This is a genomic window from Bradyrhizobium sp. P3_C3, assembly GCF_056402655.1.
Genome location: NZ_JBFUGY010000007.1, coordinates 122,065 through 148,321, shown reverse-complemented (window position 1 = coordinate 148,321; position 26,257 = coordinate 122,065). Strand labels below are relative to the sequence as shown.

Genomic DNA, 26,257 nt, shown 5'->3' with positions numbered 1-26,257 from the left:
CGATCGCGCGTGCGTCCGATCAATTCGGTGACAGGCAAGCAACGCGATGCGGCAACGCTATGGTAACCACGAAAACGCCAACAAAAGCAAAGGCCCGAACACGGGTTCGGGCCTCTGATAAGATCACAAGAAATCGACGACTGCGACGGGACGATTACTCGTCCTCCTCGGGCTGTTCTTCCGGCGGCGCGAGGCCCTCGAGGCCCTTCAGGAGCTCCTCTTCGGTCATGCGCTCAACGGCAACTTCGGTATCGTCGGCATCGACGCTGGCACCGGCGGAACCGATCAGCGGGACCGTATCGGGCTCGGGCTCGTCGACCTCGACGAATTTCTGGAGCGAGTGGACCAGCTCCTCGCGGAGGTCCTCCGGCGAGATGGTTTCGTCCGCAATTTCGCGTAAAGACACAACGGGGTTCTTGTCGTTATCGCGGTCAACCGTTAGTTGTGAACCGGACGAAATCATGCGGGCCCGGTGGGCGGCCAGCAGGACCAGGTCAAACCGGTTGTCGACCTTGTCGATACAATCTTCTACGGTGACGCGAGCCATGGACTGTCGCTCCGTTGTGGGTGGGACGAAATATGTGGATGATTGGGGCTAGTTATAGGGGACAGGGCGATTTCGCAAGGCCAATTTGTGATTTGGCCTCGCCAAACGGCTCTGCTACCCCCACATTGGGGCTGGGATGGGTGGTTTGCCGGGCTGCTATTGAGGGTGGCACCGGGCGTATGCAGGTCCGCCATAACTATACCTTGATTGCCACGACACCTTGATTGCCACGACTTCTCCGGATTTGCGGTTTCGACGGGCTTCGGCGGCACCATAGACCTGCGCGGCTTGCTGTCGCCGCGCCAACAATAAACGATCAATCACGAACGCTACGCGAGCAAACTGAATGTCACCTTCTGCCACTAACAAGATCGCGCTCTTCATCGATGGGGCCAATCTCTACGCGACGGCGAAAACTCTCGGCTTCGACATCGACTACAAGCGCCTGCTGAAGGAGTTTCAGAGCCGCGGGACGCTGTTGCGGGCGTTCTACTACACCGCGATCATCGAGGATCAGGAGTACTCCTCGATCCGCCCGCTGATCGACTGGCTCGACTACAACGGCTACACGGTCGTCACCAAGGCGACCAAGGAGTTCATCGACGCCTCCGGCCGCCGCAAGGTCAAGGGCAACATGGACATCGAGCTCGCCGTGGACGCCATGGAGCTCGCCGAGCACATCGACCAGATGGTGCTGTTTTCGGGTGACGGCGACTTCCGCTCCCTGGTCGAGGCAGTCCAGCGCCGCGGCGTACGGGTCACCGTGATCTCCACCATCGCGAGCCAGCCGCCGATGATCGCCGACGAGCTGCGCCGCCAGGCCGACGTCTTCACCGACCTCGTCGAGCTGCAATCCAAGCTCGGCCGCGACCCGTCCGAACGCCCCGCCCCGCGTGAGCGCGGCGAGCGTGGCGAGGGACGCCATCACGCCCCCCAGTTCCTCCAGCGCGCGACCACGATGGCGCCGAGGGGCGATGACGACTTCGAGGAGTGAGGCGGCCCGGTCAAGCCGCCAGCCTCTCACCCTCGTCCCTGACCGTGACTGTCCGCTTTGTCCGCGCCTGGTCGCCTTTCGCGAGGCGAACCGCGCGCGCGAGCCGTTGTGGCACAACGCGCCGGTCCCCCCCTTCGGCGACATCAAGGCACGCCTGCTGATCGTCGGCCTGGCGCCAGGCATGCAGGGCGCCAACCGCACTGGCCGCCCCTTCACTGGCGACTATGCCGGCGACCTGCTCTACGCCACGCTGCTCGAATACGGCTTCGCCAAGGGCACCTATCAGGCGCGGCCCGACGACGGCCTGAAGCTGGTCGACTGCCGGATCGCCAATGCCGTGCATTGCGTTCCGCCGCAGAACAAGCCGCTGCCGGTCGAGATCAACACCTGCCGCCAGTTCCTCGGGGCTACGCTCGCGACGATGCCGAACTTGCGCGCCATCGTCGCGCTCGGACGGATTGCGCACGACACGGTGCTCAAACCGCTGAACCTGAAGGCCTCGCAAGCTCCCTTCGGCCACGGCGCCGTGCATCAGGCCGGCGCATTCAGGCTCTACGACAGCTATCATTGCTCGCGCTACAACACGAACACCGGCGTGCTGACGACGGACATGTTCCGCAGCGTGTTCGCGAAGGTGAAGGCCGACCTGGACTAGGGCTCGGCTGGATTGGCCTTCAGCCAGTCCAGGACATCGCCGGCGTTCCGGTCGGGCGGAAACACCGGATAGAACACATGCGTGACTTTGGCGTCGTCGATGATCAGCGCAAGCCGCTTGATCAAGGTCAGGCCAGCGACCTCCATGGTCGGCAGATTGAGGGCGCGCGTCAGCGCCAGCTTCTCGTCCGACAGCACGGGGAACGGCAGGTGCAGCCGCGATGCCATCTCGGTCTGGTACGCGTTGCTCTGGGTCGAGAGGCCGTACACCTGGGCGGCGCCGGCAGCTTTCAGCTCGGCAAACAGATCACGAAACGCGCAAGTCTGCGGCGTGCAACCGCGCGCGCCCGGGATCATGTCCCAATCGTCGACCAGTCCGATCTTGCCGGGCTCGCCGGTGCGCGGATAGGCGAACACCACGGTCCGGCCGGAGAGTGCTGACAGATTCACCGACGTATCGTCGGTGGCGAGCAGGCTGATCGCCGGTAGCGTCGTGCCCTTGAGATGCGCGGCGCCGCCGTCGTCGGCGGGTGCGGGAATCTGGCTCCAATCGACCTCGAGCAGGTTCTTCTGAGTCATCCACCAACCTCTTGCCGCTATCCCCTCGCCCGCAACAGTCGGCCCTTCTCCCGGCTCCAGTCGCGCTTCTTCTCGGACTCGCGTTTGTCGTGCAGCTTCTTGCCCTTTGCAACCGCCAGCTGCAGCTTGGCCCGCCCGCGCTCGTTAAAATAGAGCTTGAGCGGGATCAGCGTCATGCCTTCGCGGTCGACCGCGCCCATCAGCTTGTTGATCTGCTTGCGATGCAGAAGCAGCTTTCGCGGCCGCTTGGGCTCGTGATTGAAGCGGTTGCCCTGGAGATATTCGGGAATGGTGGCGTTGATCAGCCAGATCTCGCCGTCCTTGGAATCGGCGTAGGACTCCGCGATCGTGCTCTTGCCGTTGCGGATCGATTTGACCTCGGTGCCGGTGAGCGCAATGCCCGCCTCGATCGTGTCTTCGATCGCATAGTTGAAGCGGGCCTTGCGATTTTCCGCCATGACCTTGATTGGACGTTCGTTCTTATCGGCCATGGAAGACAAACCTGATCGAGATGCGCGAGGACGCTAACAGTTTGGATGAAGCGCGCGCGTCAAGACTTCTTGAGGAGATCGCGGATCTCGGTCAGCAGCTCGACCTCGGCCGACGGTTTTGCCGGAGCCGCAGGCGCCGCCTCCTCCTTGCGCTTCAGCGTGTTCATGGCGCGGATCACCAGGAACAACACGAAGGCGACGATGATGAAGTTGATCGTCAGCGTCAGGAAGCTGCCGTAAGCAAGCACTGCACCTTGCTTTTTCGCATCCGCTAAGTTGGTGGCGGTCACCGCCTTCGACAAGGGGGCGAAGTAGTTCGAGAAGTCGAGGCCGCCGGTCGCGGCGCCGATGATCGGCATGATGACGTCACCGACCAGCGACGTGACGATGGCGCCGAAGGCCGCACCGATGATGACGCCGACGGCGAGGTCGACGACGTTGCCTTTCATGGCGAACTCGCGGAACTCCGTGAGCATCTTCCTGCCCTTCTCGTCGACGCTCATGAACGGCTCCCCGGTTGGCTAAATCAGTTGATCAGCCCAGCATGAACCATCGCGCTGCGCACGGCAACGCGCGTCGGCTCGGTGACCGGAACCATCGGCAGGCGCAGCGTCTCGTCCAGCTTGCCGAGCAGCGACATCGCGTACTTGATCGGCGCCGGATTGCTCTCGATGAAGAGGTTGTTGTGCAGCGGCATCAGCTTGTCGTGGATTGCGAGCGCCGCCTTGGTGTCGCCCTTCGCCCAAGCGGCCTGGAATTCCGAGCACAGCCGCGGCGCGACGTTCGAGGTCACCGAGATGCAGCCATGGCCGCCATGCGCCATGTAGCCGAGGATGGTCGCGTCCTCGCCGGAGAGCTGGTTGAAATCCTCGCCCATCGCCGCGCGCTGCTGCGAGACGCGGACCATGCTGGCGGTGGCGTCCTTGACGCCAGCGATGTTCTTCAGCTCCCACAGCCGCTTCATGGTGTCGACCGACATGTCGATCACCGAGCGCGGCGGAATGTTGTAGATGATGATCGGGATGCCGATCGCATCGTTGATCGCCTTGAAGTGCTGGTACATCCCTTCCTGGGTCGGCTTGTTGTAATAGGGCGTCACGACCAGCACGGCGTCCGCGCCGGCCTTCTCGGCGTGCTGCGCGAGCTCGATCGCCTCTTTCGTCGAATTGGAGCCGGCACCCGCGACCACGGGTACGCGCCCCTTGGCTTCAGCGATGCACCATTCGACGACCTTCTTGTGCTCGTCATGGCTGAGCGTCGGGCTCTCGCCGGTGGTGCCGACCGGGACCAGGCCGTTGGTGCCTTCCGAGATCTGCCAGTTGACCAGCGAGCGGAACGCCGCCTCATCCAGCGAGCCGTTCTTGAACGGCGTGACCAAGGCGGTGAACGATCCCCGGAATTTCGTCTTGGCTGCCATGGACTTCCTCCGTACGCGGCTATCTCTTGAGCAAGCTGCATTCATATCGGGTCTATCCCGCCGGTAAAAGACCCGCTTCCGTGTGACGCACCGTTTAGGCCGCGATTTTGCCGCGGTGGTGGTGCAAACCGGGCAAAGGTAAGCAGCTGTTGGTATTTTGTCCGCATATTCAAGCGAATACAGCTAGGTCTTGAGCCAACTGACTGATTCGGGGCGACCAAACGCCGTGACCTCCTTTCCTCGTTCCGCATGGCGATCCACCGGTCTGGCCGTGTGCCTCATGGCCGGGCTGTCGGTCGGCTGCGCCGCCCTGGCCAAGTCCAATGAGACGACCGCGGACGGGGCCAAGGACACCGCGAAGCCGGCGGCCAAGGACGCCGCGAAGGGATCAGCCAAAGAAACAACGAAGGGAACCGGCAAGGAAACACCGAAGGGCGCGAGCAAGGGAGCAGCTGCCGCCCCGGCCAAGGATGCCGCGAAGAAACCCGGCAAGGATGCTGGCAAGGACGCCGCCAAGGATGCAGGCAAAAGCGCCGGCAAGGAACCCGCCAAGGACAAGCCCAAGCCCGCAGCCGCCGCGCCAAAACCACAGCCGGCCGCCAACGGCTCGCCCCCCAAGACCGCACCCGCGCCGGCCGTGACGGCCACCGTCAGGCCTGCCGCCCCGGCGCCMGTCGCCAAACCCGTCGCAGCTCCTCTGCTTGCGCCGGCGACCCGCCAGCACGCCACGCCGCGCAAGCCGGTCACGCCGGCCGCGGTCGCTGCGACCTCCTCGACGTCGCAGGCCGACAAGGACACGCTTGAGAACGTCATCGAGCTCGTGCGCAAGCGCAAGGCGGCCGACGCCACCAATTACGCCGCCTCGATCTCGGATCCCGTCGCACGAAAGCTCGCCGAATGGATCATCCTGCGCAGCGAGGACAATGGCGCGACCGTGGAACGCTATCGCGCCTTCCTCTCCGCCAATCCGAGCTGGCCGTCGCAGACCTTCCTGCGCCGGCGCCTGGAGGCCGCGATGTGGGACGACAGGCGCGACGATTCGGTCGCGTGGTCGTGGTTCGAGAATGAATCGCCTGTGTCCGCCAAGGGCCGCTTCACGCTCGCCAAGGCGATGCTGGCGCGCGGCGACCGCGCCAACGCCGAGCGGCTGGTGCGCGAGGCCTGGCGTAGTGATCCGATGTCGGAGGAGACCGAGAACAACGCGCTCGACCAGTTCGGCGCCCTGCTGACGCCGAGCGACCAGAAGGCGCGGATGGACACCTTGCTCTACGGCAGCGAGAACGAAGCTGCGCTCCGCGCCGCAAAGCGCCTCGGCGCCGGCTACGTCGCGCTCGCCAAGGCCCGCATCGCCTCCGTCAAGAAGGCGCCGAACGCGCGCGCGCTGCTCGACGCCGTGCCACGCGAGCTGCACAACGATCCCGGCTTCATCTTCAGCAAGATCCAGCTCCTGCGCCGCGAGGAGAAGTTCGCCGAAGCCGCCCAGCTGATGCTGTCGGCGCCGAAGGATCCGAACCGGCTCTACAATCTCGACGAATGGTGGATCGAGCGGCGCCTGCTGGCGCGCAAGATGATCGACACCGAGGAATTCCGCAGCGCCTATCTGATCGCGCGCGACGCGGCCCTGCCCTCGCGCGACATCTACAAGACCGAGCAGGAGTTCACCGCCGGCTGGATCGCGCTGCGCTTCCTCAACGACCCCGCCGCCGCCACCCAGCATTTCGCCCGCATCGGCGTCGGCAGCGTCAATCCGACCACGCTGGCGCGCGCCGGCTATTGGCAGGGCCGCGCGGCGGAAGCGGCGGGCCGCCAGCAGGAGGCGCGCAACGCCTACGCCCGGGCGGCCGAGCAATCCACCAGCTATTACGGCCAGCTCGCGCGCGCAAAACTCGGCCTGCCGCAGATCGAGCTCAACAGCCAGCCGCGCGGCCGCGGCGCCGAACGGCTGGAGATCGTGCGCGCCGCGCACCTGCTCTACGAGCTCGACGAACGCGAGATGGCGATACCTGTTCTCGCCGACATGGGCGAGAACGGCGATCCCGAGGCGCTTGCCGGCCTTGGCGAGCTCACCCAGCGCTACAACGACGCGCGCGGCATGCTGCTGCTGGGCAAGGCCGCGCTCAACCGCGGCCTCCCCTTCGACTTCTACGCCTATCCCGTCAACGGCATTCCGCAGTTCACGCCGATCGGCCCCGAGGTCGAGCGCAGCATCGTCTATGCGATCGCGCGGCAGGAAAGCGCGTTCAACCCCTCCGTGGTCTCGCCGGCGCAGGCTTACGGCCTGATGCAGGTGACGCCGGACGCCGCGCGCTATGTCTGCAAGCGGCACGGCGCGACCTACGATCTGGGGCGGCTGAAGAACGATTCGGTCTACAACGCCACGCTCGGCTCGGCCGAGCTCGGCGGACTGCTCGAGGACTACCGCGGCTCCTACATCATGACCTTTGCCGCCTACAATGCCGGCCGCGGCAGCGTGAAGAAATGGGTCGACCGCTACGGCGACCCGCGCGATCCCAAGGTCGACGCGGTCGACTGGGTCGAGCTGATTCCGTTCTCCGAGACGCGCAACTACGTGCAGCGGATCATGGAGAATCTTCAGGTCTACCGCGCCCGCTTCGGCGGCGGCACACGGTTGCAGATCGAAGCTGACCTGCGCCGCGGCACCGGCAGCGTGGAATAGAGCCATCCTCCTGTGCGCTCCCGATTGACCGCCGAGAGCGTCGGCGGCGAGCGCCGCAGCGCCTCCGGACGTGAGCTGCTGAAGAAGAGCTGAAGCTCGCGCGTGATCTTCAGGCGAGCCTTGCTCGACGCTGAGCCCTGAGCGCTCCCTGGTCGTAGTCCGATCGGCAAGCTCGCCGTTCCACGTCCTCGAACATGAAGGCGTCGATCGCCGCCTGCTGCAGCGTCAGGACGGTGGGGCGCTTGCAAGGCCATGCCGGTCAACGGCAGGCGGCCCGTTGCATACATTGCGCGGAGATGCCCGCAGCGCAGAGGCCCTCCTCCGTAACAGCCTCGTCGAGATCGTCACGGACGATGGAGCACGGGAGCAACGCCAGCCCTCCGCCAGCATTCCGCGGCGTTAGAACAGCCATGCCGCCAAAAGAAAAGCCCCGGCGGTTTCCCGCCGGGGCTCTCTGTCAGGTCGTTAGACCGAACTTACCAGTTGCGCTGAGCGCGGAGCAGCATGCTGACCGTGCTCTGATCCTTCAGCTGGTACACGGCACCCGGCTTGGCCACAACTAGCGCAGGGCCGGCGGCCACCGTGCTGATCGTACCAGCGTACTTCTGGTCGAGCATGGTGTAAGCCACGTCCGCCGAGAAGGTCAGGTTCTTCACCGGGGTCCAGCGGGTGATCAGACCGATCGTGCCGATGTTGAAGTTCGGATTACAAGTGGTGATACCCGCAGTGGCGGCACCCAACGTAGCGAGTTGGCCGCAAATGAGAGCCGCACCACCGTTGCTGTACGTCAGCTGAGCGTACGAACCGTAGATCGCGGTGTTCCAGTACGGATCCCAGTTGTGGGTGTAGGCGCCGCGCATACCCCAGCTCGTAACCGTGTTGATACCGGTCCCGTTGGCGAACACACCATCAGCCGCACCGGCAAGGCCAATGCTCTGATAGGCGCCAGCCACGTTAGTACCGCCGAACATTGCATAGTTCTGCGAAGCCAAGCTCTGGAAGTTGTAGCGGGTCGCACCATCGGTGTAGACCGCCTGGACGTTGATCACGTCGCCCGCGCCAGTCGGAATGTTCTTGATGGACAACGCCGCTTGGACAGCCCAGCCCCACTTGTCGCCCGGATGACCGGCCGCTTCGGTTCCGACAAGACCAGGGGTCGCGTAGTATGCGACATGGTTGTTATGCGCCGCTGCGGACAACTGGAACAGACCCCAAGCCTGGTCAATACGGACCATACCCTGGATGTCAGGAGCCCGCGTGCCGCCGAAGGCATTGATGCCGTAGCCGCCGGTACCAAAACCCGCGACCGAAATGCCGGAGCTGGTGTTGTACAGGTTGCTCTGGTAGTAAGCGGTCGGGTCAACGGCCGAAATCGCGGCAGTGATGCCCTGACCAAAGTCAGCGGTGTAGGTGAACTGGTTCACACCAGTGACCGTGCCGCCGCCACCAGTCAGACCGTCGAAGTTGTTACCCGGATAATTGGTCCAGGGGGCGTCGAACTGGGCAACCGCCTTACCCATCGTGAAGCCAGCGAACTGGATGAAGGCGTAGTACACGCCGAGCGTACCGCCGGCGATTGCGCCTGCGTTGGCATTGTTAGGGGCGCTAATGCCCGAAGCGCCGAGCTGCGAGTAGATGGTGGAGCCGTTAGCGGAGGCGCCGTTGCCCGAGTAGGTGTCCGTCGTCCACGAGAACACAACGTCGGCGAAGGTACGAACCACGCCGTATTCGGTCGCGGTGCGCGTATCGACGTTGAAGTCTTCACGGGCACGAGTGACGTAGTAGTTCGTCAGACGGTTCGCAGAACCGTTAACACCGCTGAAATTACCGTTGAAATCGGTTGCGTTGACCGCGACTTCAGCACGCAGGTAACCACCCAGCTTGATGCAGGTGTCAGTGCCCGGGATGTAGTAGAATCCGGCACCGTACAGGGAGCAGATCTTCACGTATTCGACCGCTTTGGCCTTCACGGGGAGATCGGCTGCCTGTGCTCCGCCAACGGCAATCAGACCTGCCGCTGAACCGAGCAAAAGGCTCTTAACCAACTTCATGTTAAACCTCCAAGTTTGCTCTATAGGGAAGGTTCCGGATCCGCTGGGTGACGACACCCTAAGGTTGGTTCCCTTGTCCCTTAACTCACCGCTTAGTCGCTTCGCGCCTTCGGACACACCCGCTGAACGCGAGGGACTTAAGCGAACCACCTAAAACGGGACGACCTCGGGATGCCCCCCTCCGTCGCTCAGTCACAATTACCGAACGTCTTTGCACACACAACAAGAGAACGCTCCGTAGCGAGCCCATGACGTTTGTTTTCCGAAGGGTGTTGCACAAATAACACGCAGATGTGATCGAAGCGCGCTCGCAACATATTGTTTTTGCTTATGTTTCTAGGACGGTTCCGTTTGCCGTCAAAATTCCCCACCTGAGGCGTTGTGGACGGAACTCCGGCCTGAACAGGCTTTGACGCGCACGAATCGTGGAATCAGAAGGAGACTCAAGGAGAAGGCACACAGGTCTTCCCGCGACTCTCCACCAGGCGCAGACATGGTCGCGGCAACGCCCAAGGCGCGCTGCGAAGGCTCTTTGTCGATGGTGGGGATGATTGAGACCGGAGCGGACAGCTCGGCTGGCGGAGACGGAGGGATTCGAACCCTCGATAGGCCTTTACAAGCCTATAACGGTTTAGCAAACCGCCGCCTTCAGCCACTCGGCCACGTCTCCAATATGCCGGGTATGCCCGACACGGCGGCGAGCCGCAAGCGGCAGAATCAAGGTCTGTGCGTTCTTTCACCTGAAAGCGACCGCCGGACGACCGCGAAAGCCTGGCGCATGGATCAGCGCGGCACGCGCAACCGATTCGCGCTCTCTATATATGTGCGCATCCATCCACGGGATTGCCGGATCCGCCGCTGCCAGGGCGCATTCAGCACCACCTCGCCGGCTCAGATATTGAACCAGACGCCGGAGCTGCGCCGGGACGGAAGGCCCAAGACCTCTACATCCCCGGCAAGAGGCCCGTCTTGTGCGGCCGTCCGGGTTCCAGAGCGGAATCGTCGGGCGGCGGCTCGGTCATGCCGCGCGGGTCCGGGTGGCGACACGACGAAGGAACCTGATTGAGCGCAATCGGGCTACCCGTGAAGACAAGGGTGCGGATGCGATTCTCGGCTCAGTGAGCCGAGACCCACGCCCTCGCCTCGCGCTGCGCGGCCGAGATCTCGGCGTCCGACATCTGCCCGGCGACTTCCTGGCGGAGCGCCACGGCGTCCTTGCGGCCCTTCAGCGCGGCGAGGTTGAACCATTTATGTGCGGCGACGAGGTCGACGAGGCCGGAGCGGCCGCTCGCCCAATAGATCCCGCGCTCGAACAACACGTCCGACAGCGCGCTCGCGTCGATCGGCGTCGCCGTCTCCAGATCGAAAGTACCCTGAAACATAACGCATCCCCTTTTTTTCTGCCGCCTCGTTCCCCCGAGCGCGGCTCCCGTCCAAAGACCTGTTCAACTCATCCCCATGCCGTTTGCCGGCTTGTTGAAGGCGATGATGGCGGGCAAATTTGAATGGCAGTTTAAGTATCGCGATGAAGCAGACGTAAACGCACCCGCACGGCGCGCGCGCGACGAATGCAAGAAGTCCCCGCTTTGCAGGCACTTCTGCGATTCGTCAGATTCGGTTTACCCTGGGATTTTGGGAGAACGATAACCATCGCGCGCGGTGACGCGCGCCCTGCGGTTACAATTCATGGGAGGGGCGCGTTGTGGGAGGGGCGCGCTGGCAAGGCCACACAGGCGCCTCGCGCGGCGGCGCCACCCCGTGGCCGGCAGGCCGCGCAGCGCGAAGCGCGCGACTTTAGGAATCGGAGCGCCGGCCTCGCATTGCGCCTGCGCGGCGAACGACAGTTCGCCCCAGCCCTCGCCTGCCCCAAGGCAGCGCGGCCACGTCACGGTCAGATCAGCAATGTGGGAAAAGGGAATGCCGGCAATACCCCGGCCTCAAGAGAACGAGGGCGTCGGCGAACACGTCAGGACCAGATTCCACGTTGGCCCGAAGGCCGCTTGTGAAATTGCGGAGCCCTTGAGAAGGAGAACCGCACCGAACGAAGAAAACTTGTTTCTTCTGCCGGACCGTACTTTGGCGAGCGAACCCGCGAAAGAGAACGATCCGACCGTTGGCCTGATGTCTCGCCGACACCCTCTATCGCCGACCAGAACCTGTTAGAAGGCGCTGATGACGTGCCGGCTCTCTAGGAGCCGGCAACTTCAGAAGCGAAGTTACTTCTTCTTCGCGACCTTGCGGGTCTTCTTCGCAGTCTTCTTCACTGCGCTCTTCGCCTTCTTCGCCTTCTTCGCCTTCTTCGCTTTCTTGGCCATGTTGCCCTCCGATGTGTGAGATGGCTGTAATCGCTGCATGCAGTCGGGGATCGAATGCACACTCATCCCGAATACACCAACACGACGAAAAAAACAGCTTCTCGCTTAAAGAAGTGTTGACGGCACAACGCGCCTGCGCTTGGCGAGCGCGATGCGGGCGCACTGCATGACGCGTGCTTGCGATCGCGGGGAGTGCCCGCATCGTCGATGTTTGCGCGAGATGCGATTGCAGAAAAACACTACACGGCAAGTATTTTTCTGCACGCGCGCATTGCGCATGCGCGATGCGATGATGTGCATCGTCGATCCCGCGATCGCCGCGCAAGGGCGCTTCGCGGACTCTGAGTCGCGAGTTTTGGCAACGAAAATATTTTCATGCTTAACGGCGCAAGCGCTCGTCAGCGCGTGTGGAAGCCGCCGTTTTGCGCGAATCGCGTGGCGGCGATTCGGCCGCCGCATCGCCGTCGGTCGGGATGGAGTTTGCCGCCGAGGGTGCGCGCGAGCGTCGCAGCGCGAACCGGAAGCGAGGTGACGAAGCGTATCCGTCACCTCGTTCGAACGTGTGACGTCAGATGCCGAGCTTCGACTTCAAGAGGTCGTTGACGCTCTGCGGGTTGACCTTGCCGCCGGACGCCTTCATCACCTGGCCGACGAACCAGCCGAGCGACTGCGGCTTGTCCTTGACCTGCGCGGCCTTGTCGGGATTGGCCGCGATGATGTCGTCGACCACCTTCTCGATCGCCGAGAGATCGGTGACCTGCTTCATGCCGCGGCTTTCGACCAGCGCGCGCGGATCGCCGCCCTCCTGCCAGACGATCTCGAACAGATCCTTGGCGATCTTGCCGGAGATCGTGCCCTCGCCGATCAGGTCGATGATCGCAGCCAACTGCTCGGCGTTGACCGGAGCGCCCGTAATATCCCGCCCTTCCTTGTTGAGACGGCCGAACAGCTCGTTGATCACCCAGTTCGCCGCCACCTTGCCGTCGCGGGCACGGTTGCCGAGCGTATCCAGCACCGTCTCGTAGAACACCGCGCTCTCGCGCTCGGCGACCAGCACGCTCGCATCGTAAGCCGACAGGCCGAAATCAGCGACGAAGCGCGCCTTCTTCTGGTCCGGCAGCTCCGGCAGCTCTGTCTTCAGCTCGTCGACGAAGCTTTGCGAGAATTCCAGCGGCAGCAGGTCGGGATCGGGGAAGTAGCGGTAGTCATGCGCCTCTTCCTTGGACCGCATCGATCGCGTCTCGCCCTTGTTGGGATCATAGAGCCGCGTTTCCTGGTCGATCTCCCCGCCGTCCTCGAGGATCTCGATCTGGCGCCGCGCCTCGTACTCGATCGCCTGGCCGATGAAGGTGATCGAGTTCATGTTCTTGATCTCGCAGCGGGTGCCGAGCGGCGCGCCCGGCTTGCGCACGGAGACGTTGACGTCGGCGCGCAAGGATCCCTTCTCCATGTCGCCGTCGCAGGTGCCGAGATAGCGCAGGATCGAGCGCAGCTTGGTCACATAGGCCTTGGCCTGCTCGGCGTCGCGGATGTCGGGCTTGGAGACGATCTCCATCAGCGCCACGCCGCAACGGTTGAGATCGACATAGGACATGGACGGCGACTGATCGTGCAGCAACTTGCCCGCGTCCTGCTCAAGATGAAGGCGCTCGATGCCGATGGTCGCGGTCTTGCCGCCATCCAGTTCGACCACGACCTCACCTTCGCCGACGATCGGCGACTTGTACTGGCTGATCTGGTAGCCCTGCGGCGAGTCCGGATAGAAATAGTTCTTGCGGTCGAACACCGAACGCAGATTGATCTGCGCGTTCAGCCCGAGCCCGGTCCGGACAGCCTGTCTGACGCATTCCTCGTTGATGACGGGCAGCATGCCTGGCATCGCGGCATCGACCAGCGACACGTGGCTGTTCGGCTCGCCGCCGAACGTGGTCGAGGCGCCCGAGAACAGTTTTGAGTTCGAGGTCACCTGGGCGTGGATCTCCATGCCGATGACCATCTCCCAGTCACCGGTGGCGCCCTTGAGAAGCTTGTGCGTGGCCGTGCTCATGTCCTGCTCCCGAGCAGCGTGGCAGCGATCCGCTCCCACTCCGCCTCCAATGAATCCTTTGCCGCGGGTTGGCCGGCCTGGCGATACCAGTAGCCGGCATTGCCGAGATCGCCTTCGACCCGGTGCAGATAGGCGTGCACCCAGGCGGCGTCGCGGCTGTTCTCGTCCTGAACGATCTTGTGCGCCTGATCCCAGTCGCCCTTCGCGGCCCACCAGAGGCCGGCGAGCGGCGCGTTCAGATCCGGCGCGGGCGCCGCGCCGTCGAGGCTCGCGATGAACGCGGCGACATTCACCACCACCTCGCGGGCGTGAAGCGGCCGGCGGCCTGCTCGATCACCTCGCCGAGCGAGAACAGCGTCTCCTCATCGAACGGACGGCCGATCAGCTGCAGGCCGAGCGGCAGGCCTTGCGCGTCCTTGCCGGCGGGCACGGCGATGCCCGGCAGGCCCGCCATGTTCACGGTCACCGTGAAGATGTCGTTGAGATACATCTCGACGGGATCCGCCCCGCCCTTCTCGCCGATGCCGAAGGCCGCCGACGGCGTCGCCGGCGTCAGGATCGCGTCGACGCCCTTGGCGAAGCAGTCCTCGAAATCCTTCTTGATCAGCGTCCGCACCTTCTGCGCGCGCAGATAATAGGCGTCGTAATAGCCGGCCGAGAGCACATAGGTGCCGATCATGACGCGGCGCTTCACCTCCGCGCCAAAACCCTCGGCGCGGCTGTTCTCGTAGAGCTCGATGATGTTCTTGCCCTGCTCGCGCAGTCCGTAGCGCACGCCGTCATAGCGCGCGAGGTTGGAGGACGCCTCCGCCGGCGCCACGATGTAATAGGCCGGCAGCGCGTATTTGGTGTGCGGCAGTGACACCTCGACGAGCTCGGCACCGGCCGCCTTCAGCCAGGCCGCGCCCTCGCTCCAGAGTTTCTCGATCTCGGCCGGCATGCCGTCGAGGCGATATTCCTTGGGGATGCCGATCCTGATGCCCTTCACGGACTTGCCGATCGCGGCCTCATAGTCCGGCACGGCAATGTCGACCGACGTCGTGTCCTTCGGATCGTGCCCGGCCATCGAGCGCAGCAGCATCGCGCTATCGCGCACGCTGCGCGCGATCGGACCGGCCTGGTCGAGCGAGGAGGCGAAGGCGACGATGCCCCAGCGCGAGCAGCGGCCGTAGGTCGGCTTGATGCCGACGGTCGCGGTGAACGCCGCCGGCTGGCGGATCGAGCCGCCGGTGTCGGTCGCGGTCGCACCCATGCACAGCAGCGCCGCCACGGCCGAAGCTGAGCCGCCGGACGAGCCGCCCGGCACCAGCGTCGTGTTGCTTCCCTCACGCCGCCAGGGATTGCCGACGGGGCCGAAGCACGAGGTCTCGTTGGCCGAGCCCATCGCGAACTCGTCATTGTTGAGCTTGCCGAGCATCACCGCACCATCGCGCCAGAGCTGGGAGGTGATCGTGGACTCATAGGTCGGCACGAAATTGCCGAGAATCTTCGAGCACGCCGTGGTGCGCACGCCCTTGGTCGCGAACAGGTCCTTGATGCCGAGCGGAATGCCGGCGAGCGGGCCGCCCTCACCCTTGGCGATCTTTTCGTCCACGGCCTTCGCCATGTCGCGCGCGCGATCGGGCGTCTCCATCACGAAGGCATTGAGCACGCGTGCTGCTTCGATCGCGTTCAGATGCGCGTCGGTCAGCTCGAGGGACGTGAAAGTCTTGGCCGCGAGACCCTTGCGGGCCTCGGCGAGCGTCAGCGATGTCAAATCGGTCATTTATTGATCGGGCTGCAGAAGAACGGAGACAGGGTTTTGTCGTTGGCCGGGTCGTCTTTTTTCTTGGCGGCGGCGTTCGCGGCGGCCTCGATCTCGTCGAGCACGGCATTGACGGCGACGTTGGGATCGGCAGCCTTGCCCTGCCGCTCCATCTTGTCGAGATAGTTCATGTAGGCCTGATAGGCCTTCTCATCGTCGCAAAGCATGCACATCGGACTTGGTCCTAAGGCTCTTTAGTTTGACGCGTTTTCTTTACGCGAACCGGCTTCCACTTCGCTCGAAAACGCTACGTCACTCGACCACCTTGGGCACAAGAAAGAAGTGACCTTCGGTCGCGGGCGCGTTGGCAACGATATCGTCGGCGATCTCGCCGTCATTGACCACGTCCTGCCGCTTCTTCATCTGCATCGGGGTGACCGAGGTCATCGGCTCCACGCCCTCGACGTTGACCTCCGAGAGCTGCTCGACAAAGGCGAGCATGGCGTTGAGCTCGCCCTGCAGATGCGGAACCTCGCCCTCGGAAACCGCAATGCGCGCCAGATGCGCGATGCGGCGGACGGTAGTGGCGTCGACGGACATTATATAAGGCCTCTCACGGCAAAATCTAACTGCCGTATAGCAGAGGCCGGTTTTGCGCCGCAACCGGCGGCGCGACCTTAGCCAGCCAGTCCCTTCATGCGGGCCAGGGCCGATTTGGCAAAATCCCGGGTCAATTCGGCTGCGGGGACCTCGCGGCCCAGGGCCACGGCCTGGCCGGCCCAGAGATTGGTGAAATCCACCCTGCCCTGCTTTTCGGCAGCTGCCTTGAGCGGCCCCAGCGCGGTCGCGGCATGGGGAAAAGGCGGCGCCTCGGGCGAGATCGGGCCGGCTTCGCGCATCAGGCGATTCTGGACGCCGCGCGCCGGACGCCCGGTCATGACGTTGGTGATGACGGTGGAATCGTCCCGCGCTTCAGCCAGCGCCTTGCGCCCGCCCGCGCTGACCTTGGATTCCGGGCAGCGCAGATAGGCGCTGCCGATCTGCACGCCGGATGCGCCGAGCGCAAAGGCTGCGGCGATGCCGCGCCCGTCGGCAATGCCGCCGGCCGCGATGACAGGCACCTTCACGGCGTCGGCGACCTGCGGCACCAGCGCAAAGGTGCCGGGCTGCTCGGAGATCTTGTCGGTCAGGAACATGCCGCGATGGCCGCCGGCCTCGGCGCCTTGCGCAATGACGGCATCGACGCCGCGCTCTTCCAGCCAGACTGCTTCCTTCACCGTCGTGGCGGACGAGATGACGAGGCAGCCGGCAGCCTTGACGCGCTTGAGCAGCGCCTGATCCGGCAGGCCGAAATGAAAGCTGACGATCTCCGGCTTCAGCTCCTCGACGACCTCGCAGAACGCGGCGTCGAACGGCGCACGGTTCGCGGCGTTGATGGGCGCTGCGGGATCGAGGCCGTGCTCGGTGTAATAGCCCGTAAGCCGCTGCTTCCAGCGCGCTTCGGCTTCGGCCGTGAGGTCAACCGGCGTGTGGCAGAAGAAGTTCATGTTCACCGGCGCCTTCACGCGCTGGCGAATGATGTTGACCTGCTCGCGCGCCTTCTCCGGCGACAGCATCGCGCTCGGCAGCGAGCCGAGCCCGCCGCCCTCCGCCACGGCGATCACCAGTTCGGCATCCATCACACCAGCCATCGGCGCCAGCACGATCGGGAATTCGGTCTTGAAGAGATCGATCAGTCGACGGTCAGGCCACATAATTCTTGCCTCATGTTCGCTCTTCCCTCGCCCCTTGTGCGAGAGGGTGGATCGCCGCGCAGCGGCGAGACGGGTGAGGGGTTTGCATCCGCGGAGACAGACCCCTCATCCGGCGCGGATTGCCTCCGCGCCACCTTCTCCCACAAGGGGGGAAGGAAAAGAAGAAACCGAGTTGCGCCGGCCGGCGAGCAATTGCCCCGCTTCAATCGCAATCCGCTCCACGATCTCGGCCGCCGGTGCAATATCATGAATCAATCCGACCGCCTCGCCCGCGATCACGGCCGCGACATCGAAATTGCCGGCTGCTTTCGCGGCCGCATAGTCCGCCGCGACTGCGGCAACATTCTGCATCAGCTCGACCTCGCGGCCGATCCAGCGCCTGGCGTGGTCGTTGATGAGGCACCTTCCCGTGAACGGCGCCGGCCAGACATTGTTGCGCGAGAGATCGAAGATGATGCCGCGCACGGTCGTGCCGCTGTTCGCTGCGCAGATACGCCGCTTGGCCTCCTCCGCGCCATCAGCCTCCTGGCTCGCATAGAAGCGCGTGCCGAGCAGCACGCCGCTCGCGCCCAGCATCATCATGGCGGCGAGACCGCGCCCGTCGGCGATGCCGCCGGCCGCGACGACAGGCACGTGGCCCGCGGCAAGATCGACGATTGCAGGCACGAGATCGACGGTGGTGCGAGAGGCGCCGTGACCACCTGCCTCCGTGCCCTGCGCGATCAGGATGTCGGCGCCGGCATCGAGCGCCTGCCGCGCCATGGCTTCATCCTGCACCTGGCAGATCAGGCGTGCACCTGCGGACTTGATCTTCGGCGCGAACGGCGCGGGATCGCCAAACGACAACATGATCGCAGACGGTTTTGCGGCAAGAGCGACATCGAGAAGCTCGGGCCGCTTGGCGAGGCTCCAGGTGATGAAGCCGATCCCGAATGGCGCCGACAACCCCGCGAGCTTCGCAGTCTCCTGCTCCAGCCACACCTTCTCGCCATAGCCGCCGCCCAGAATGCCGAAACCGCCGGCACGGCTCACGGCCGTCACAAGCCGGCTGCCGGCAACGATGTCCATCGGCGCCAGCAGGATGGGATGCTCAATCTCCAGCAGCCTAGTCAGCGACGTCTCAATGGGCATAGCCCCTCCCTGATCTGGACAGGGAGACTAGGCGCGACTAGCATTCTCGAAAAATGAATTGTTGCGAACGCTGCCATCACAAAAGCGAAACGACGCCATGGAACTCAGCGATATCCAGACCTTTGCCGCCGTCGCCCGCACCGGCGGCATCACCCGCGCCGCGGAGGAGCTCAACACGGTGCAATCCAACGTCACCCAACGCGTGAAGGCGCTGGAAGCGGAGATCGGCACACCGCTGTTCGAACGCCACAGCCGTGGCATGACGCTGACCGGCGCCGGCAAACGCCTCCTGCCCTACGCACAGCGGATGGCCGCGCTATCACGGGAGGCCGTGCTCGCCGCGCGTGACGACGGCGAGCCGAAAGGACCGCTCGCGATCGGCTCGATGGAGACGACGGCAGCCGTGCGCTTGCCGTCCCTCCTCGCCGATTTCCACCGCAACTTCCCTGCCGTACGGCTGAGCCTGCGCACCGCGACCACCGCCGACCTCGTCGCGGGCGTGCTCGAAGGCACGCTCGACGGTGCCTTCGTCGCGGGCCCCATCGCACATGCCGACCTCACTGCGACGAGCGCGTTTCGTGAAGAGCTGGTGCTGGTCAGCGCGCGGCGCTGGGCCTCGCTTGCCGAGCTGCGCGCCGGCACGCCGGAGTCCGGTCCGACCGCGCTGGTGTTCCGCACCGGCTGCACCTACCGCCAGCGTCTCGAACAGATCTTTGTCGAGTTCGGCTGGCCGTCGGCGGCACGCTTCGAGCTCGGCACGCTCGACGGCATGATCGGCTGTGTCGCCGCCGGCATGGGCGTGACGCTGCTGCCGCGCGCCGTGGTCGAACGCAGTGCGATGGCCGGCAGCGTGTCGATCCACGCGCTGAGCCCGTCACATGCGCGYGTCGAGACGCTCTTCATCCAGCGCAGCGGCGGACATCAGTACAGCGCACTCAGCGGTTTCATGTCCTGCCTGAAGAAAGACAACGACGTCATCGCGGCCTGACACCGGCGCAGCGTTCCACGTGGCGAAATTCGTCACAAATCCATCGCGCTTGAATTGGTCTGCGCTGCGTTCAGCCGCCGCAGCGCAGCACCTCGAAATGCTTTGAAGCACGCATCCGTTCTACGTTAGGATGTGTCACTGGCCAGCGCAAAAACACAACGAAGCCAAAACATCGGGAGGACTATCGATGCGCAATACGCTCGTGTTGTGCTGTGTCGCCGCGTTGTCGGCGATATCAGGAACTGCAAGCGCACAAGACTGGACCAAATCGAAATGGGGACCGAACGACGAGATCGGTGCCGCCAATTACATGACGCCGGAGCTGGTGGTGAAGGCCGCCTCGCTGGTGAAGACCGGCAAGACCTACGCCCTCGGCATTCCCGTCACGCCACAGACACCCGCCTATCCGCCACGCACGTTCAAGCTCACCATCGTTCAGCCCGGACAGGCCGGCAGCCCGGGCCTCGGTCCGAACAAGGCGACCTATAACGACGACATTCTTGATACGTGGGTCGGCATCGGCAGCCAGCTCGACGGCCTCGGCCATCTCTCTTTGGAATTCTGGTGAGGCCATACAGACCATCCGCCGCTTCCTGGCCGATGAAACCGCAGCCACTGCGATCGAATACGGCCTGATCGCAGCCGGCATCGCGCTCGCGATCATCGCCGTGGTCAACAATCTCGGCTCGTCGTTGAAGCTGAAGTTCGGCTCGATCATCACCTCGCTGAAGTAGCGCGAAACCTGCGCGCGCTGAAGGTACGTCGCCGCGCGGAACGGCTGCGACCACACCGCGTTGGCAGCGCATGTCCATTCGTTGCACCGTCGAAAGCGCATTCTTCATCGCCTGGAGCTTCCTGGAGCAGAGCGGCGAGCTCGGACCTCCGGACGAGACCGCGAACACCATTCTGGATGCCATCGAAGCGCAGCTCAGGACCGGTGAGCGGCGGCAGTTGATGCTCGCCAACAAGGCGATCGGTGCCTACCGCAAGCAGGTGGCCCAAAGCCGCCTCCTGGCCGAACGCCAGATCCGTCTCGGATAAGAGCCCGCGGCGCCCCACAAGCGCTGGCTCATTTGGAAATTCCGTAGTTCTCCGGATGAGAACAAAGTTCGCAGCGTGTCCTGCGGGCAACGCCGGACGGCGCGACGCCTCGCTGCTGCGAACTTTTCGGTTTCCCGCAAACACTCGTGTTCACTTTGGAACTGTCGGTTCCTGCGCGGAAACGTAGGGTTTTTCCCAGAGACGCCGATTCCCGGCCAACGAAGAGCCCAGAGACAAGAAGCGTGACCGGCCGGCCCAGGAACGATCTGCTGCGAAGGCTCAGCGCCCAGGATTTCGAGCTGCTCGCGCCGCACCTGCAATCGGTCGAGGTCGCTGCGAACCACGTTCTGCATCACGCCGGCGACGGCATCTCCGTGGTCCACTTCCCCTGCGGCCCTGCGTTCGTGTCGTTCGCGGTGCCGGTTGAGGATGACCGCGAGGTCGAAAGTCTCCTGGTGGGCCGCGAGGGCGGGGTCGGTCTTTCCGCAGGCCGCAGCCCGTCCCCGGCCTTTTCCCGCGTCGTCGTGAAGGTCGGCGGCACGCTGGTCCGCCTGCCGCTGCGCGCGCTCGAGCAGGCGCAGCAGCGATCGCCCAGCATGCATGAGATCTTTTCGCGCTACGCAGCCTGCCAGTTCGCACAGCTGCTCCAGACAGCGGCCTGCAACGCGGCGCATTCGATCGAACAACGCGCGGCGAAATGGATCATCGCGGCCCGAGAGCATATCGGCAGCGACGAAATCCGCCTCACCCATGAGCAGCTCGCCGGCATGCTCGGCGTCTCCCGCAGCTATGCCAGCCGCGTCATCCAGACGTTCAAGGCCAGACGCATCCTCGCGACCCGCCGCGGCGCCATCCTGATCCTCGATGCGCCGGCGCTCGAGACAAGCGCCTGCACCTGCAACGGTGCGGTGAAGAAGCACTTTCGCGAAGTGCTGGGACGCGCGGCGGGCTAGAACGATCCGCGCAGCCGGAACATATTCGCGTGGCCTGCATTGCCCGACATGGCGCGGTACTTCTTTCATTTCGAGGGCCAGCAACCTCACACCGACACGACCGGTGAAACGCTCCTCGACGACGATGCCGCCTGGCGCGAAGCCGTCCGCCTCTCCCGCGACGTCGAGCATGCGCTGCGCCCCGGCGACAGCTGGACACTCAGCGTGTTTGACGGAAGCGAGCCTGTCTTCGTGCTTGCAATGGTGACACGGCGGTTTCGCTGACAGCCCTTCCCGTCGCCTCCGCACCGATCACATCAGACCACCAATTGGAACGCCGCGAATGTCCCATGCGTTGGCATCTCGTGAGGCAACGACGGAGTCAAAGCCCATGACGAAGCCGCTGACGAAAACGGTCAAGCCTGTTCCCGCGGAGAACCAGAGCCACAAGGGTCCCGGCAGCACGCCGTCAATTCCGCTCGACACCACCAAGGGCCATCGCGACGACGAGAAGCAGAACATTCGCGAACAGGCCGAGCACGGCAACATCACCCAGAACACCACGAACAGGCGCATGGGATAGTCAGGACCAGGGGGATCGAAGAGAGGAGACACGAACTTGGTCAATATCGGCAAATGGTACGATCCGATATCCGAGCGCTGGATCGCACCACGTGAATCACGATTGGAAGAAAAATCCTCTCATGCAAGCGAGAACCACGTCCTTGAGCTGCAGCGGACCATCGAAGTTCAGCGCATCTGGCGCGCACTTGTCGATTGCTACGCCCGCGACTGATGATCTTGCGCGCACGCCGCGGCGGATCGACCCGCCGCCGGCCGCGCCGTTGTAACCCTGCATGAACGATCCCGCTTCATCCGCAAGGCCCGTCGCAACCGCGATACGCTATCTGTCGATCATCGTCGGCTGCGCCTGCCTGTTGCTGGCCGCAATCTGCATCGCCATCGCCTGCCAGGTCTTCATCCAGACCGGCGTATTTGCGCAGTCGTATGCGATGGTGGGGCTGATCAGTGCTGCATTGGGTCTGTCGGCACTGACGCTGGCGCGCGTGTGGAGATAGACTCTCGCGACGTCATCGGCGCACAGTCTCCACGTTTCAGATTTGTGATCCGCTCGCGCCAAACCTCCCGGCGCCGCACAGCGGTCCATCGCTATGGGTAACCATCGCGATGGAGGCGGCAGATGAGAGCGAAGAAGATCGTCGCAGCAACCATCAGCACCCGCCCTGGTGTTCACCTGCGCTCTGCGCATTGCCAATGCGGACACCTAGCACTTCAAGGATCTCCTCCGCCGCATGACGCGGCGCCACAAGCAAAACGGACAAGCAAGGTTCGATCTTGAAGGATCTTGCCGACTTGCTTGTTGCTGCGCGCGGCGATTCAAGCCATAACTCTTGATTGCGTGACGTCCGCGCAACAACCACCGTATGGGGATGTGGAGGCAGCCCAGTGCAGGAAGATGTATTGCGACTTTGGCAGTCTTTTTTAGAGTTGAATGATGTACTTGAACGCAGATTGTACGACCCCGAGAGCTACTTTGGTCTCATCGTAGGGCTATTACTCGGTATCCCGATGGCTTTGGTCCTTAGTCGGAAGCACCCTCGCGAATTTTATCTTATCTGGTACATCTTTTCTCTTATGCTGTTTTTGTTCTTCGCTTTGCATCTTACGGCTGGACTTGCCGGTAGAGATCTTACGGACTTTATGGGGCAGTTCGCTTTCGTCTATGTTTGGATGACCAACGACAAGGATGAAATGTTGTTGGTTGGCGCGACACTCTATCTCGGGATTGGCCCCCAACTGTTGACATACCTTATATGTGGTCCGTTTGGCGCCGCTTCGCGACCGATTTTCGTCCGACAGATTCAAGCTGTTGCAATCCTGAGCATTGTTAAATTCTGTGCTGGCATGGGAGGCATCATGATTGCCGAGGCTCTCACTGCGCTTGCACTCGGCAAAAGCCAAGCCTTCGGCTCCGCCTTTCGTACCGGATTTCTCATGACTTCGGCATCATTCGCCTATGCTGTCCTTCATTTTTATGGGGTGCGGAAGCTTTATAGAGATACCTCGCGTTTCATGCGCCGAAGTTTTGACGGTTCTTTTTACTGGCTTCGAAAATTGGCCAAGCGCTTTTTCCCGTCCTTACCAGCAAGACCTATTGTTGACTTTAACCCCTTTCGCCACCACCCATCTCACCTGAAGAAGATGCGTCCTTTCCTGTATAGTGCTCCTCAGGTCATCCACCGTGTTTTCACGCGGCACGTTCCAGCTCCTGAGCCAGAGCCTCTCGGCTCCAATGATTCCGGGTTGATTAACTTCACCGTGAACGTAGACATTCCACTGCTCAACAAACTCCGCGAGTTGTTCCCGTCTGAGCGCAACGGCGAAGACAGGCCGGGTGGGGTCAGCTTCAACATCAGCTTGTCTCCAAGCGGTAGCAAACGACAAGATTGATGGCACCATTGTCTGGGCAAGAATTTCTCTGGCTACCGGTCGTCGCGCTGACACCTGTCTGCCCGAATAGTCTTGGCAATTTCAAGGTTGTACTCCTCACAGCCCGGGGGCCAACTTGCTTCAGCCTTCATTCAAGACAGCTTTGAATCGGGCATGAGTAGCTATCGGACTCGCCCGTGCCGCGCCCACCCATGCCGAAATCTACCAAGGCGTCGGACCTATGACGCCGACGATCTCACCTGTGCCCACCGGACCTATCCCTTCACGTTCGTGCCCGGGAGCTGGCACGGCGGCAGCGTGATCTGCCGCGCGAATGACCACGGCTCGGGCAGAACGTGCTGCGGGAACGCGCAGCCGCGCGCCCTTCCCGGCGCGATGCGCACAGGCACGCCGCTGCCTTCTGTCACACCGCTTTTCGCCCGCGCACCTAGCTGGTAGATTGGCGCCATTGCCTTGAAGAATTTTCGCTTTGGGGGTTTTCATGCGCGCGAGGATTTTCAATCGCGTCGTGGGGCTGGCGGCGCTGGCCGCAGCCCTGCTTATCGCCGGGGCGGCGCCGGCCTCGGCCGAGAAGCGCATTGCGCTGGTCGTCGGCAACTCCGCCTACAAGAACATCACGCCGCTCGACAACCCGTCCAAGGACGCGAGCCTGATGGCGGAGACGCTTGCCGCGCTCGGCTTCACACTGGTCGGCGGGCGCGCCCAGCTCGATCTCGACAAGGGCGCGATGGACATCGCGGTGCAGAGCTTTGGCCGGCAGGTCCAGGGCGCCGACGTCGCGCTGTTCTATTATGCCGGTCACGGCGTGCAGGTCGCCGGCTCCAACTATCTCGTGCCTGTCGGCGCCAATCCGACGCGCGAGGCCGATGTCGATTTCCAGATGACCGACGTCAACCTCGTGCTGCGGCAGATGCAGGGATCGGGCACGCGCCTCAACCTCGTGATCCTCGACGCCTGCCGCAACAACCCGTTTGGCTCGCGCGGCCTGCGCGCCTCCGACGGTGGCCTTGCCCAGATGCGCGCGCCGGAGGGCACGCTGATCTCCTACGCGACGCAGCCCGGCAACGTCGCGCAGGACGGCAGCGACGGCCACAGCCCCTACACCAAGGCGCTGGCGGCGACGGTCCGGACCGCGGGCCTCGACGTGTTCCAGACCTTCAACCAGGTCGGCCTCGCCGTGAAGCGCGCCACATCAGGCGCGCAGCAGCCCTGGGTGTCATCCTCGCCGATCGACGGCACCTTCTATTTCGTGCCGCCGACGCAAAGCCCGCCGCCGCAGGTCGCCGCGATGCAGCCCGATCCGCTGCCGGCGGATCGGCTGCGCGCCGATCCCGATCGCGTGCCGCTGCGCGATGCCGCGCTGCTGAGCGAATTGAGCGAGCGGCTCTACGAGCTCAATTTCGATCCTGACACGCCCGATGGACTGACCCGTGCGATCACCAAGCTCCAGCAGAGGATCTCGATGGCGCCGACAGGCGAGGCAACCGAAGGCCTGCTGCTGCGGATGCGCAAGATGGAGGATCTGAAGCCGTGGGGCTCGATCGTGTACGGGCCCGACAGCAGCAAATGGGGCATATCGTGGAACCACGCCTCGCGGCGCGCGGCGGTGGCGGATGCGCGCGGCAATTGCGCCGGCGCCAAATGTCCGATCGAACTCTCCTTCTACGGCAACCGCTGCGGCGCGTTCGCGATATCAGACAAATCCTGGTCGCTGGTCCAGCGCGACAGCATCCAGCACGCCAGGGATGCCGCGCTTGACGAATGCGGCAAGGCTGGCAAAGCTTGCCGCATTATCGGATCCGTCTGCGCCGACGGCTCCGGCCGCTGATACCTTTTTCATTTCGGATTGTTTCCTCATGCCCAATGCCGTCGTCCGTACGATCGCCCTTGCGTCCCTCCTCGCCCTCGCCTCGTCGTCCGCCTTCGCGCAGTCCGGCAGCGCCGGCGGCTCGATCGGCAACGACGAAAAGTCGCTGTCCGGCTCGCGCCAGGATACTTCTTCAGGCCGCTCGGCCGAACCGGCGGCGCCCTCACGCCGGAGCAAGCCGGCGACCGAGGAACGCTCGTCGCCTCGGCGAAGCGGAGGTAGCGGTGGAGGTGGCGGCGGTGGTTTCGATGGTGCCTGGGCGGTCGTCAGCGTTGGTTGCGGCGGCAGCACGAGCGGCGCTGTCGTCGTGAGCTCGGGCAAGATCATCGGCGAAGGCGTTCGCGGAACCGTCGGCCCGGGCGGCTCGGTCAGCACGTTCGGCCAGGGCCAGGGCGTGACCTTTACCAGCACGGGCCGGCTCTCGGGCCGCAGTGGTTCCGGAACGTGGCGCCGCTCCGACGGCTGCGGCGGAACCTGGAGTTCGGCGAAGCAATAGCCCTCGAAAACGCCTGAATTCGCGGCGGAACGAACACCGCGCAGGCCCGATTCAAGCCAC

28 protein-coding genes, 1 tRNA gene and 1 pseudogene are annotated in these 26,257 nt (G+C 63.7%); 15 read left to right on the top strand and 15 right to left on the bottom strand.

What is annotated here, in order from left to right:
• Positions 1 to 154 precede the first annotated feature (154 nt).
• The gene (rpoZ, locus tag AC1DW2_RS10810; protein ID WP_014494742.1) at positions 155 to 547 is read right to left on the bottom strand and encodes a DNA-directed RNA polymerase subunit omega; all 393 of its coding nucleotides are present in this window, start codon (positions 545 to 547) and stop codon (positions 155 to 157) included.
• 346 nt (positions 548 to 893) lie between these two features.
• Between rpoZ and AC1DW2_RS10805 the strand changes: the two genes are divergently transcribed.
• A complete protein-coding gene (locus tag AC1DW2_RS10805; RefSeq protein ID WP_071913176.1) occupies positions 894 to 1,541 on the top strand; it encodes a LabA-like NYN domain-containing protein in 648 nt (215 codons plus the stop codon).
• On the top strand, positions 1,522 to 2,196 hold the full coding sequence (locus tag AC1DW2_RS10800) for a uracil-DNA glycosylase (protein ID WP_354100285.1): 675 nt from the start codon (positions 1,522 to 1,524) through the stop codon (positions 2,194 to 2,196). The genes AC1DW2_RS10805 and AC1DW2_RS10800 overlap by 20 nt, the downstream gene beginning before the upstream one ends.
• Here AC1DW2_RS10800 and AC1DW2_RS10795 read toward each other — a convergent pair.
• From AC1DW2_RS10795 to dapA, 4 genes are read right to left on the bottom strand one after another with little or no spacing between them, the layout of a single operon-like run.
• Positions 2,193 to 2,774 (bottom strand): peroxiredoxin, encoded by a 582-nt coding sequence (locus AC1DW2_RS10795; protein ID WP_354096596.1) that lies wholly within the window; start codon positions 2,772 to 2,774, stop codon positions 2,193 to 2,195. The genes AC1DW2_RS10800 and AC1DW2_RS10795 overlap by 4 nt on opposite strands.
• A 17-nt stretch (positions 2,775 to 2,791) precedes the next feature.
• Complete coding sequence (smpB, locus tag AC1DW2_RS10790) at positions 2,792 to 3,265, bottom strand: SsrA-binding protein SmpB (protein ID WP_008133025.1); 474 nt, start codon at positions 3,263 to 3,265, stop codon at positions 2,792 to 2,794.
• Between the two features lie 59 nt (positions 3,266 to 3,324).
• Positions 3,325 to 3,741 carry a large conductance mechanosensitive channel protein MscL gene (gene mscL / locus AC1DW2_RS10785; RefSeq protein WP_135215741.1) on the bottom strand — a complete coding sequence of 139 codons (417 nt, stop codon included), beginning with the start codon at positions 3,739 to 3,741 and terminating at the stop codon, positions 3,325 to 3,327.
• A gap of 50 nt (positions 3,742 to 3,791) precedes the next feature.
• Positions 3,792 to 4,682 carry a 4-hydroxy-tetrahydrodipicolinate synthase gene (gene dapA / locus AC1DW2_RS10780; protein WP_038975901.1) on the bottom strand — a complete coding sequence of 297 codons (891 nt, stop codon included), beginning with the start codon at positions 4,680 to 4,682 and terminating at the stop codon, positions 3,792 to 3,794.
• A gap of 280 nt (positions 4,683 to 4,962) precedes the next feature.
• On the opposite strand from dapA, the gene AC1DW2_RS10775 reads away from it, so the two are divergent.
• Complete coding sequence (locus AC1DW2_RS10775; RefSeq protein WP_354096595.1) at positions 4,963 to 7,359, top strand: lytic transglycosylase domain-containing protein; 2,397 nt, start codon at positions 4,963 to 4,965, stop codon at positions 7,357 to 7,359.
• A gap of 476 nt (positions 7,360 to 7,835) precedes the next feature.
• On the opposite strand, the gene AC1DW2_RS10770 is transcribed toward AC1DW2_RS10775, so the two are convergent.
• The 10 genes from AC1DW2_RS10770 to AC1DW2_RS10725 form a co-directional block, all read right to left on the bottom strand.
• Positions 7,836 to 9,410 (bottom strand): porin, encoded by a 1,575-nt coding sequence (locus AC1DW2_RS10770; protein WP_354096594.1) that lies wholly within the window; start codon positions 9,408 to 9,410, stop codon positions 7,836 to 7,838.
• A gap of 576 nt (positions 9,411 to 9,986) precedes the next feature.
• A tRNA-Ser gene (locus AC1DW2_RS10765) sits at positions 9,987 to 10,080 on the bottom strand.
• 445 nt (positions 10,081 to 10,525) lie between these two features.
• Positions 10,526 to 10,792: a hypothetical protein gene (locus AC1DW2_RS10760; RefSeq protein ID WP_014494734.1), complete on the bottom strand. Its 267-nt coding sequence runs from the start codon at positions 10,790 to 10,792 to the stop codon at positions 10,526 to 10,528.
• A 1,501-nt stretch (positions 10,793 to 12,293) separates the two neighbouring features.
• Positions 12,294 to 13,772 carry an Asp-tRNA(Asn)/Glu-tRNA(Gln) amidotransferase subunit GatB gene (gene gatB / locus AC1DW2_RS10755; protein WP_354114361.1) on the bottom strand — a complete coding sequence of 493 codons (1,479 nt, stop codon included), beginning with the start codon at positions 13,770 to 13,772 and terminating at the stop codon, positions 12,294 to 12,296.
• The gene (locus AC1DW2_RS10750) at positions 13,769 to 14,071 is read right to left on the bottom strand and encodes a hypothetical protein (protein WP_094183808.1); all 303 of its coding nucleotides are present in this window, start codon (positions 14,069 to 14,071) and stop codon (positions 13,769 to 13,771) included. Before AC1DW2_RS10750 ends, gatB begins: the two co-directional genes overlap by 4 nt.
• Complete coding sequence (gatA, locus tag AC1DW2_RS10745; protein ID WP_247310028.1) at positions 14,062 to 15,537, bottom strand: Asp-tRNA(Asn)/Glu-tRNA(Gln) amidotransferase subunit GatA; 1,476 nt, start codon at positions 15,535 to 15,537, stop codon at positions 14,062 to 14,064. Before gatA ends, AC1DW2_RS10750 begins: the two co-directional genes overlap by 10 nt.
• Positions 15,534 to 15,749, bottom strand: coding sequence for a hypothetical protein (locus tag AC1DW2_RS10740; RefSeq protein ID WP_014494728.1), 216 nt, complete (start codon positions 15,747 to 15,749; stop codon positions 15,534 to 15,536). Before AC1DW2_RS10740 ends, gatA begins: the two co-directional genes overlap by 4 nt.
• A 79-nt stretch (positions 15,750 to 15,828) precedes the next feature.
• Positions 15,829 to 16,116, bottom strand: coding sequence for an Asp-tRNA(Asn)/Glu-tRNA(Gln) amidotransferase subunit GatC (gatC, locus tag AC1DW2_RS10735; protein WP_028150645.1), 288 nt, complete (start codon positions 16,114 to 16,116; stop codon positions 15,829 to 15,831).
• 77 nt (positions 16,117 to 16,193) lie between these two features.
• Positions 16,194 to 17,270: an NAD(P)H-dependent flavin oxidoreductase gene (locus AC1DW2_RS10730; RefSeq protein WP_354096591.1), complete on the bottom strand. Its 1,077-nt coding sequence runs from the start codon at positions 17,268 to 17,270 to the stop codon at positions 16,194 to 16,196.
• Positions 17,271 to 17,375: 105 nt separating this feature from the next.
• Positions 17,376 to 18,401 (bottom strand): NAD(P)H-dependent flavin oxidoreductase, encoded by a 1,026-nt coding sequence (locus AC1DW2_RS10725; RefSeq protein WP_354096590.1) that lies wholly within the window; start codon positions 18,399 to 18,401, stop codon positions 17,376 to 17,378.
• Between the two features lie 97 nt (positions 18,402 to 18,498).
• Between AC1DW2_RS10725 and AC1DW2_RS10720 the strand changes: the two genes are divergently transcribed.
• The 12 genes and pseudogenes from AC1DW2_RS10720 to AC1DW2_RS10665 all read left to right on the top strand — a co-directional run bounded on the left by AC1DW2_RS10720 (position 18,499) and on the right by AC1DW2_RS10665 (position 26,197).
• The gene (locus AC1DW2_RS10720) at positions 18,499 to 19,389 is read left to right on the top strand and encodes a LysR family transcriptional regulator (RefSeq protein ID WP_354096589.1); all 891 of its coding nucleotides are present in this window, start codon (positions 18,499 to 18,501) and stop codon (positions 19,387 to 19,389) included.
• A 187-nt stretch (positions 19,390 to 19,576) separates the two neighbouring features.
• Positions 19,577 to 19,948 (top strand): annotated as a pseudogene (locus AC1DW2_RS10715) (cyclase family protein); the annotation flags it as partial.
• 13 nt (positions 19,949 to 19,961) lie between these two features.
• Complete coding sequence (locus AC1DW2_RS10710) at positions 19,962 to 20,123, top strand: Flp family type IVb pilin (RefSeq protein ID WP_477006027.1); 162 nt, start codon at positions 19,962 to 19,964, stop codon at positions 20,121 to 20,123.
• A 70-nt stretch (positions 20,124 to 20,193) separates the two neighbouring features.
• Entirely contained in the window at positions 20,194 to 20,430 is a 237-nt protein-coding gene (locus tag AC1DW2_RS10705) for a hypothetical protein (RefSeq protein ID WP_028157550.1), read from the top strand.
• A gap of 242 nt (positions 20,431 to 20,672) precedes the next feature.
• Positions 20,673 to 21,383, top strand: a complete 711-nt coding sequence (locus AC1DW2_RS10700; protein ID WP_166096002.1) for a Crp/Fnr family transcriptional regulator — start codon at positions 20,673 to 20,675, stop codon at positions 21,381 to 21,383.
• A gap of 48 nt (positions 21,384 to 21,431) precedes the next feature.
• Positions 21,432 to 21,647: a DUF6894 family protein gene (locus tag AC1DW2_RS10695; protein WP_063983687.1), complete on the top strand. Its 216-nt coding sequence runs from the start codon at positions 21,432 to 21,434 to the stop codon at positions 21,645 to 21,647.
• Between the two features lie 106 nt (positions 21,648 to 21,753).
• Positions 21,754 to 21,945 (top strand): hypothetical protein, encoded by a 192-nt coding sequence (locus AC1DW2_RS10690; RefSeq protein WP_063983688.1) that lies wholly within the window; start codon positions 21,754 to 21,756, stop codon positions 21,943 to 21,945.
• Between the two features lie 36 nt (positions 21,946 to 21,981).
• Positions 21,982 to 22,158 (top strand): hypothetical protein, encoded by a 177-nt coding sequence (locus AC1DW2_RS10685; protein WP_477006001.1) that lies wholly within the window; start codon positions 21,982 to 21,984, stop codon positions 22,156 to 22,158.
• A gap of 61 nt (positions 22,159 to 22,219) precedes the next feature.
• Positions 22,220 to 22,441 (top strand): hypothetical protein, encoded by a 222-nt coding sequence (locus tag AC1DW2_RS10680; RefSeq protein ID WP_477006000.1) that lies wholly within the window; start codon positions 22,220 to 22,222, stop codon positions 22,439 to 22,441.
• A 388-nt stretch (positions 22,442 to 22,829) separates the two neighbouring features.
• Positions 22,830 to 23,834: a hypothetical protein gene (locus AC1DW2_RS10675; protein WP_477005999.1), complete on the top strand. Its 1,005-nt coding sequence runs from the start codon at positions 22,830 to 22,832 to the stop codon at positions 23,832 to 23,834.
• Between the two features lie 481 nt (positions 23,835 to 24,315).
• Entirely contained in the window at positions 24,316 to 25,662 is a 1,347-nt protein-coding gene (locus AC1DW2_RS10670) for a caspase family protein (RefSeq protein ID WP_477005998.1), read from the top strand.
• Between the two features lie 28 nt (positions 25,663 to 25,690).
• Positions 25,691 to 26,197 (top strand): hypothetical protein, encoded by a 507-nt coding sequence (locus AC1DW2_RS10665; RefSeq protein ID WP_477005997.1) that lies wholly within the window; start codon positions 25,691 to 25,693, stop codon positions 26,195 to 26,197.
• Positions 26,198 to 26,257: the final 60 nt, after the last annotated feature.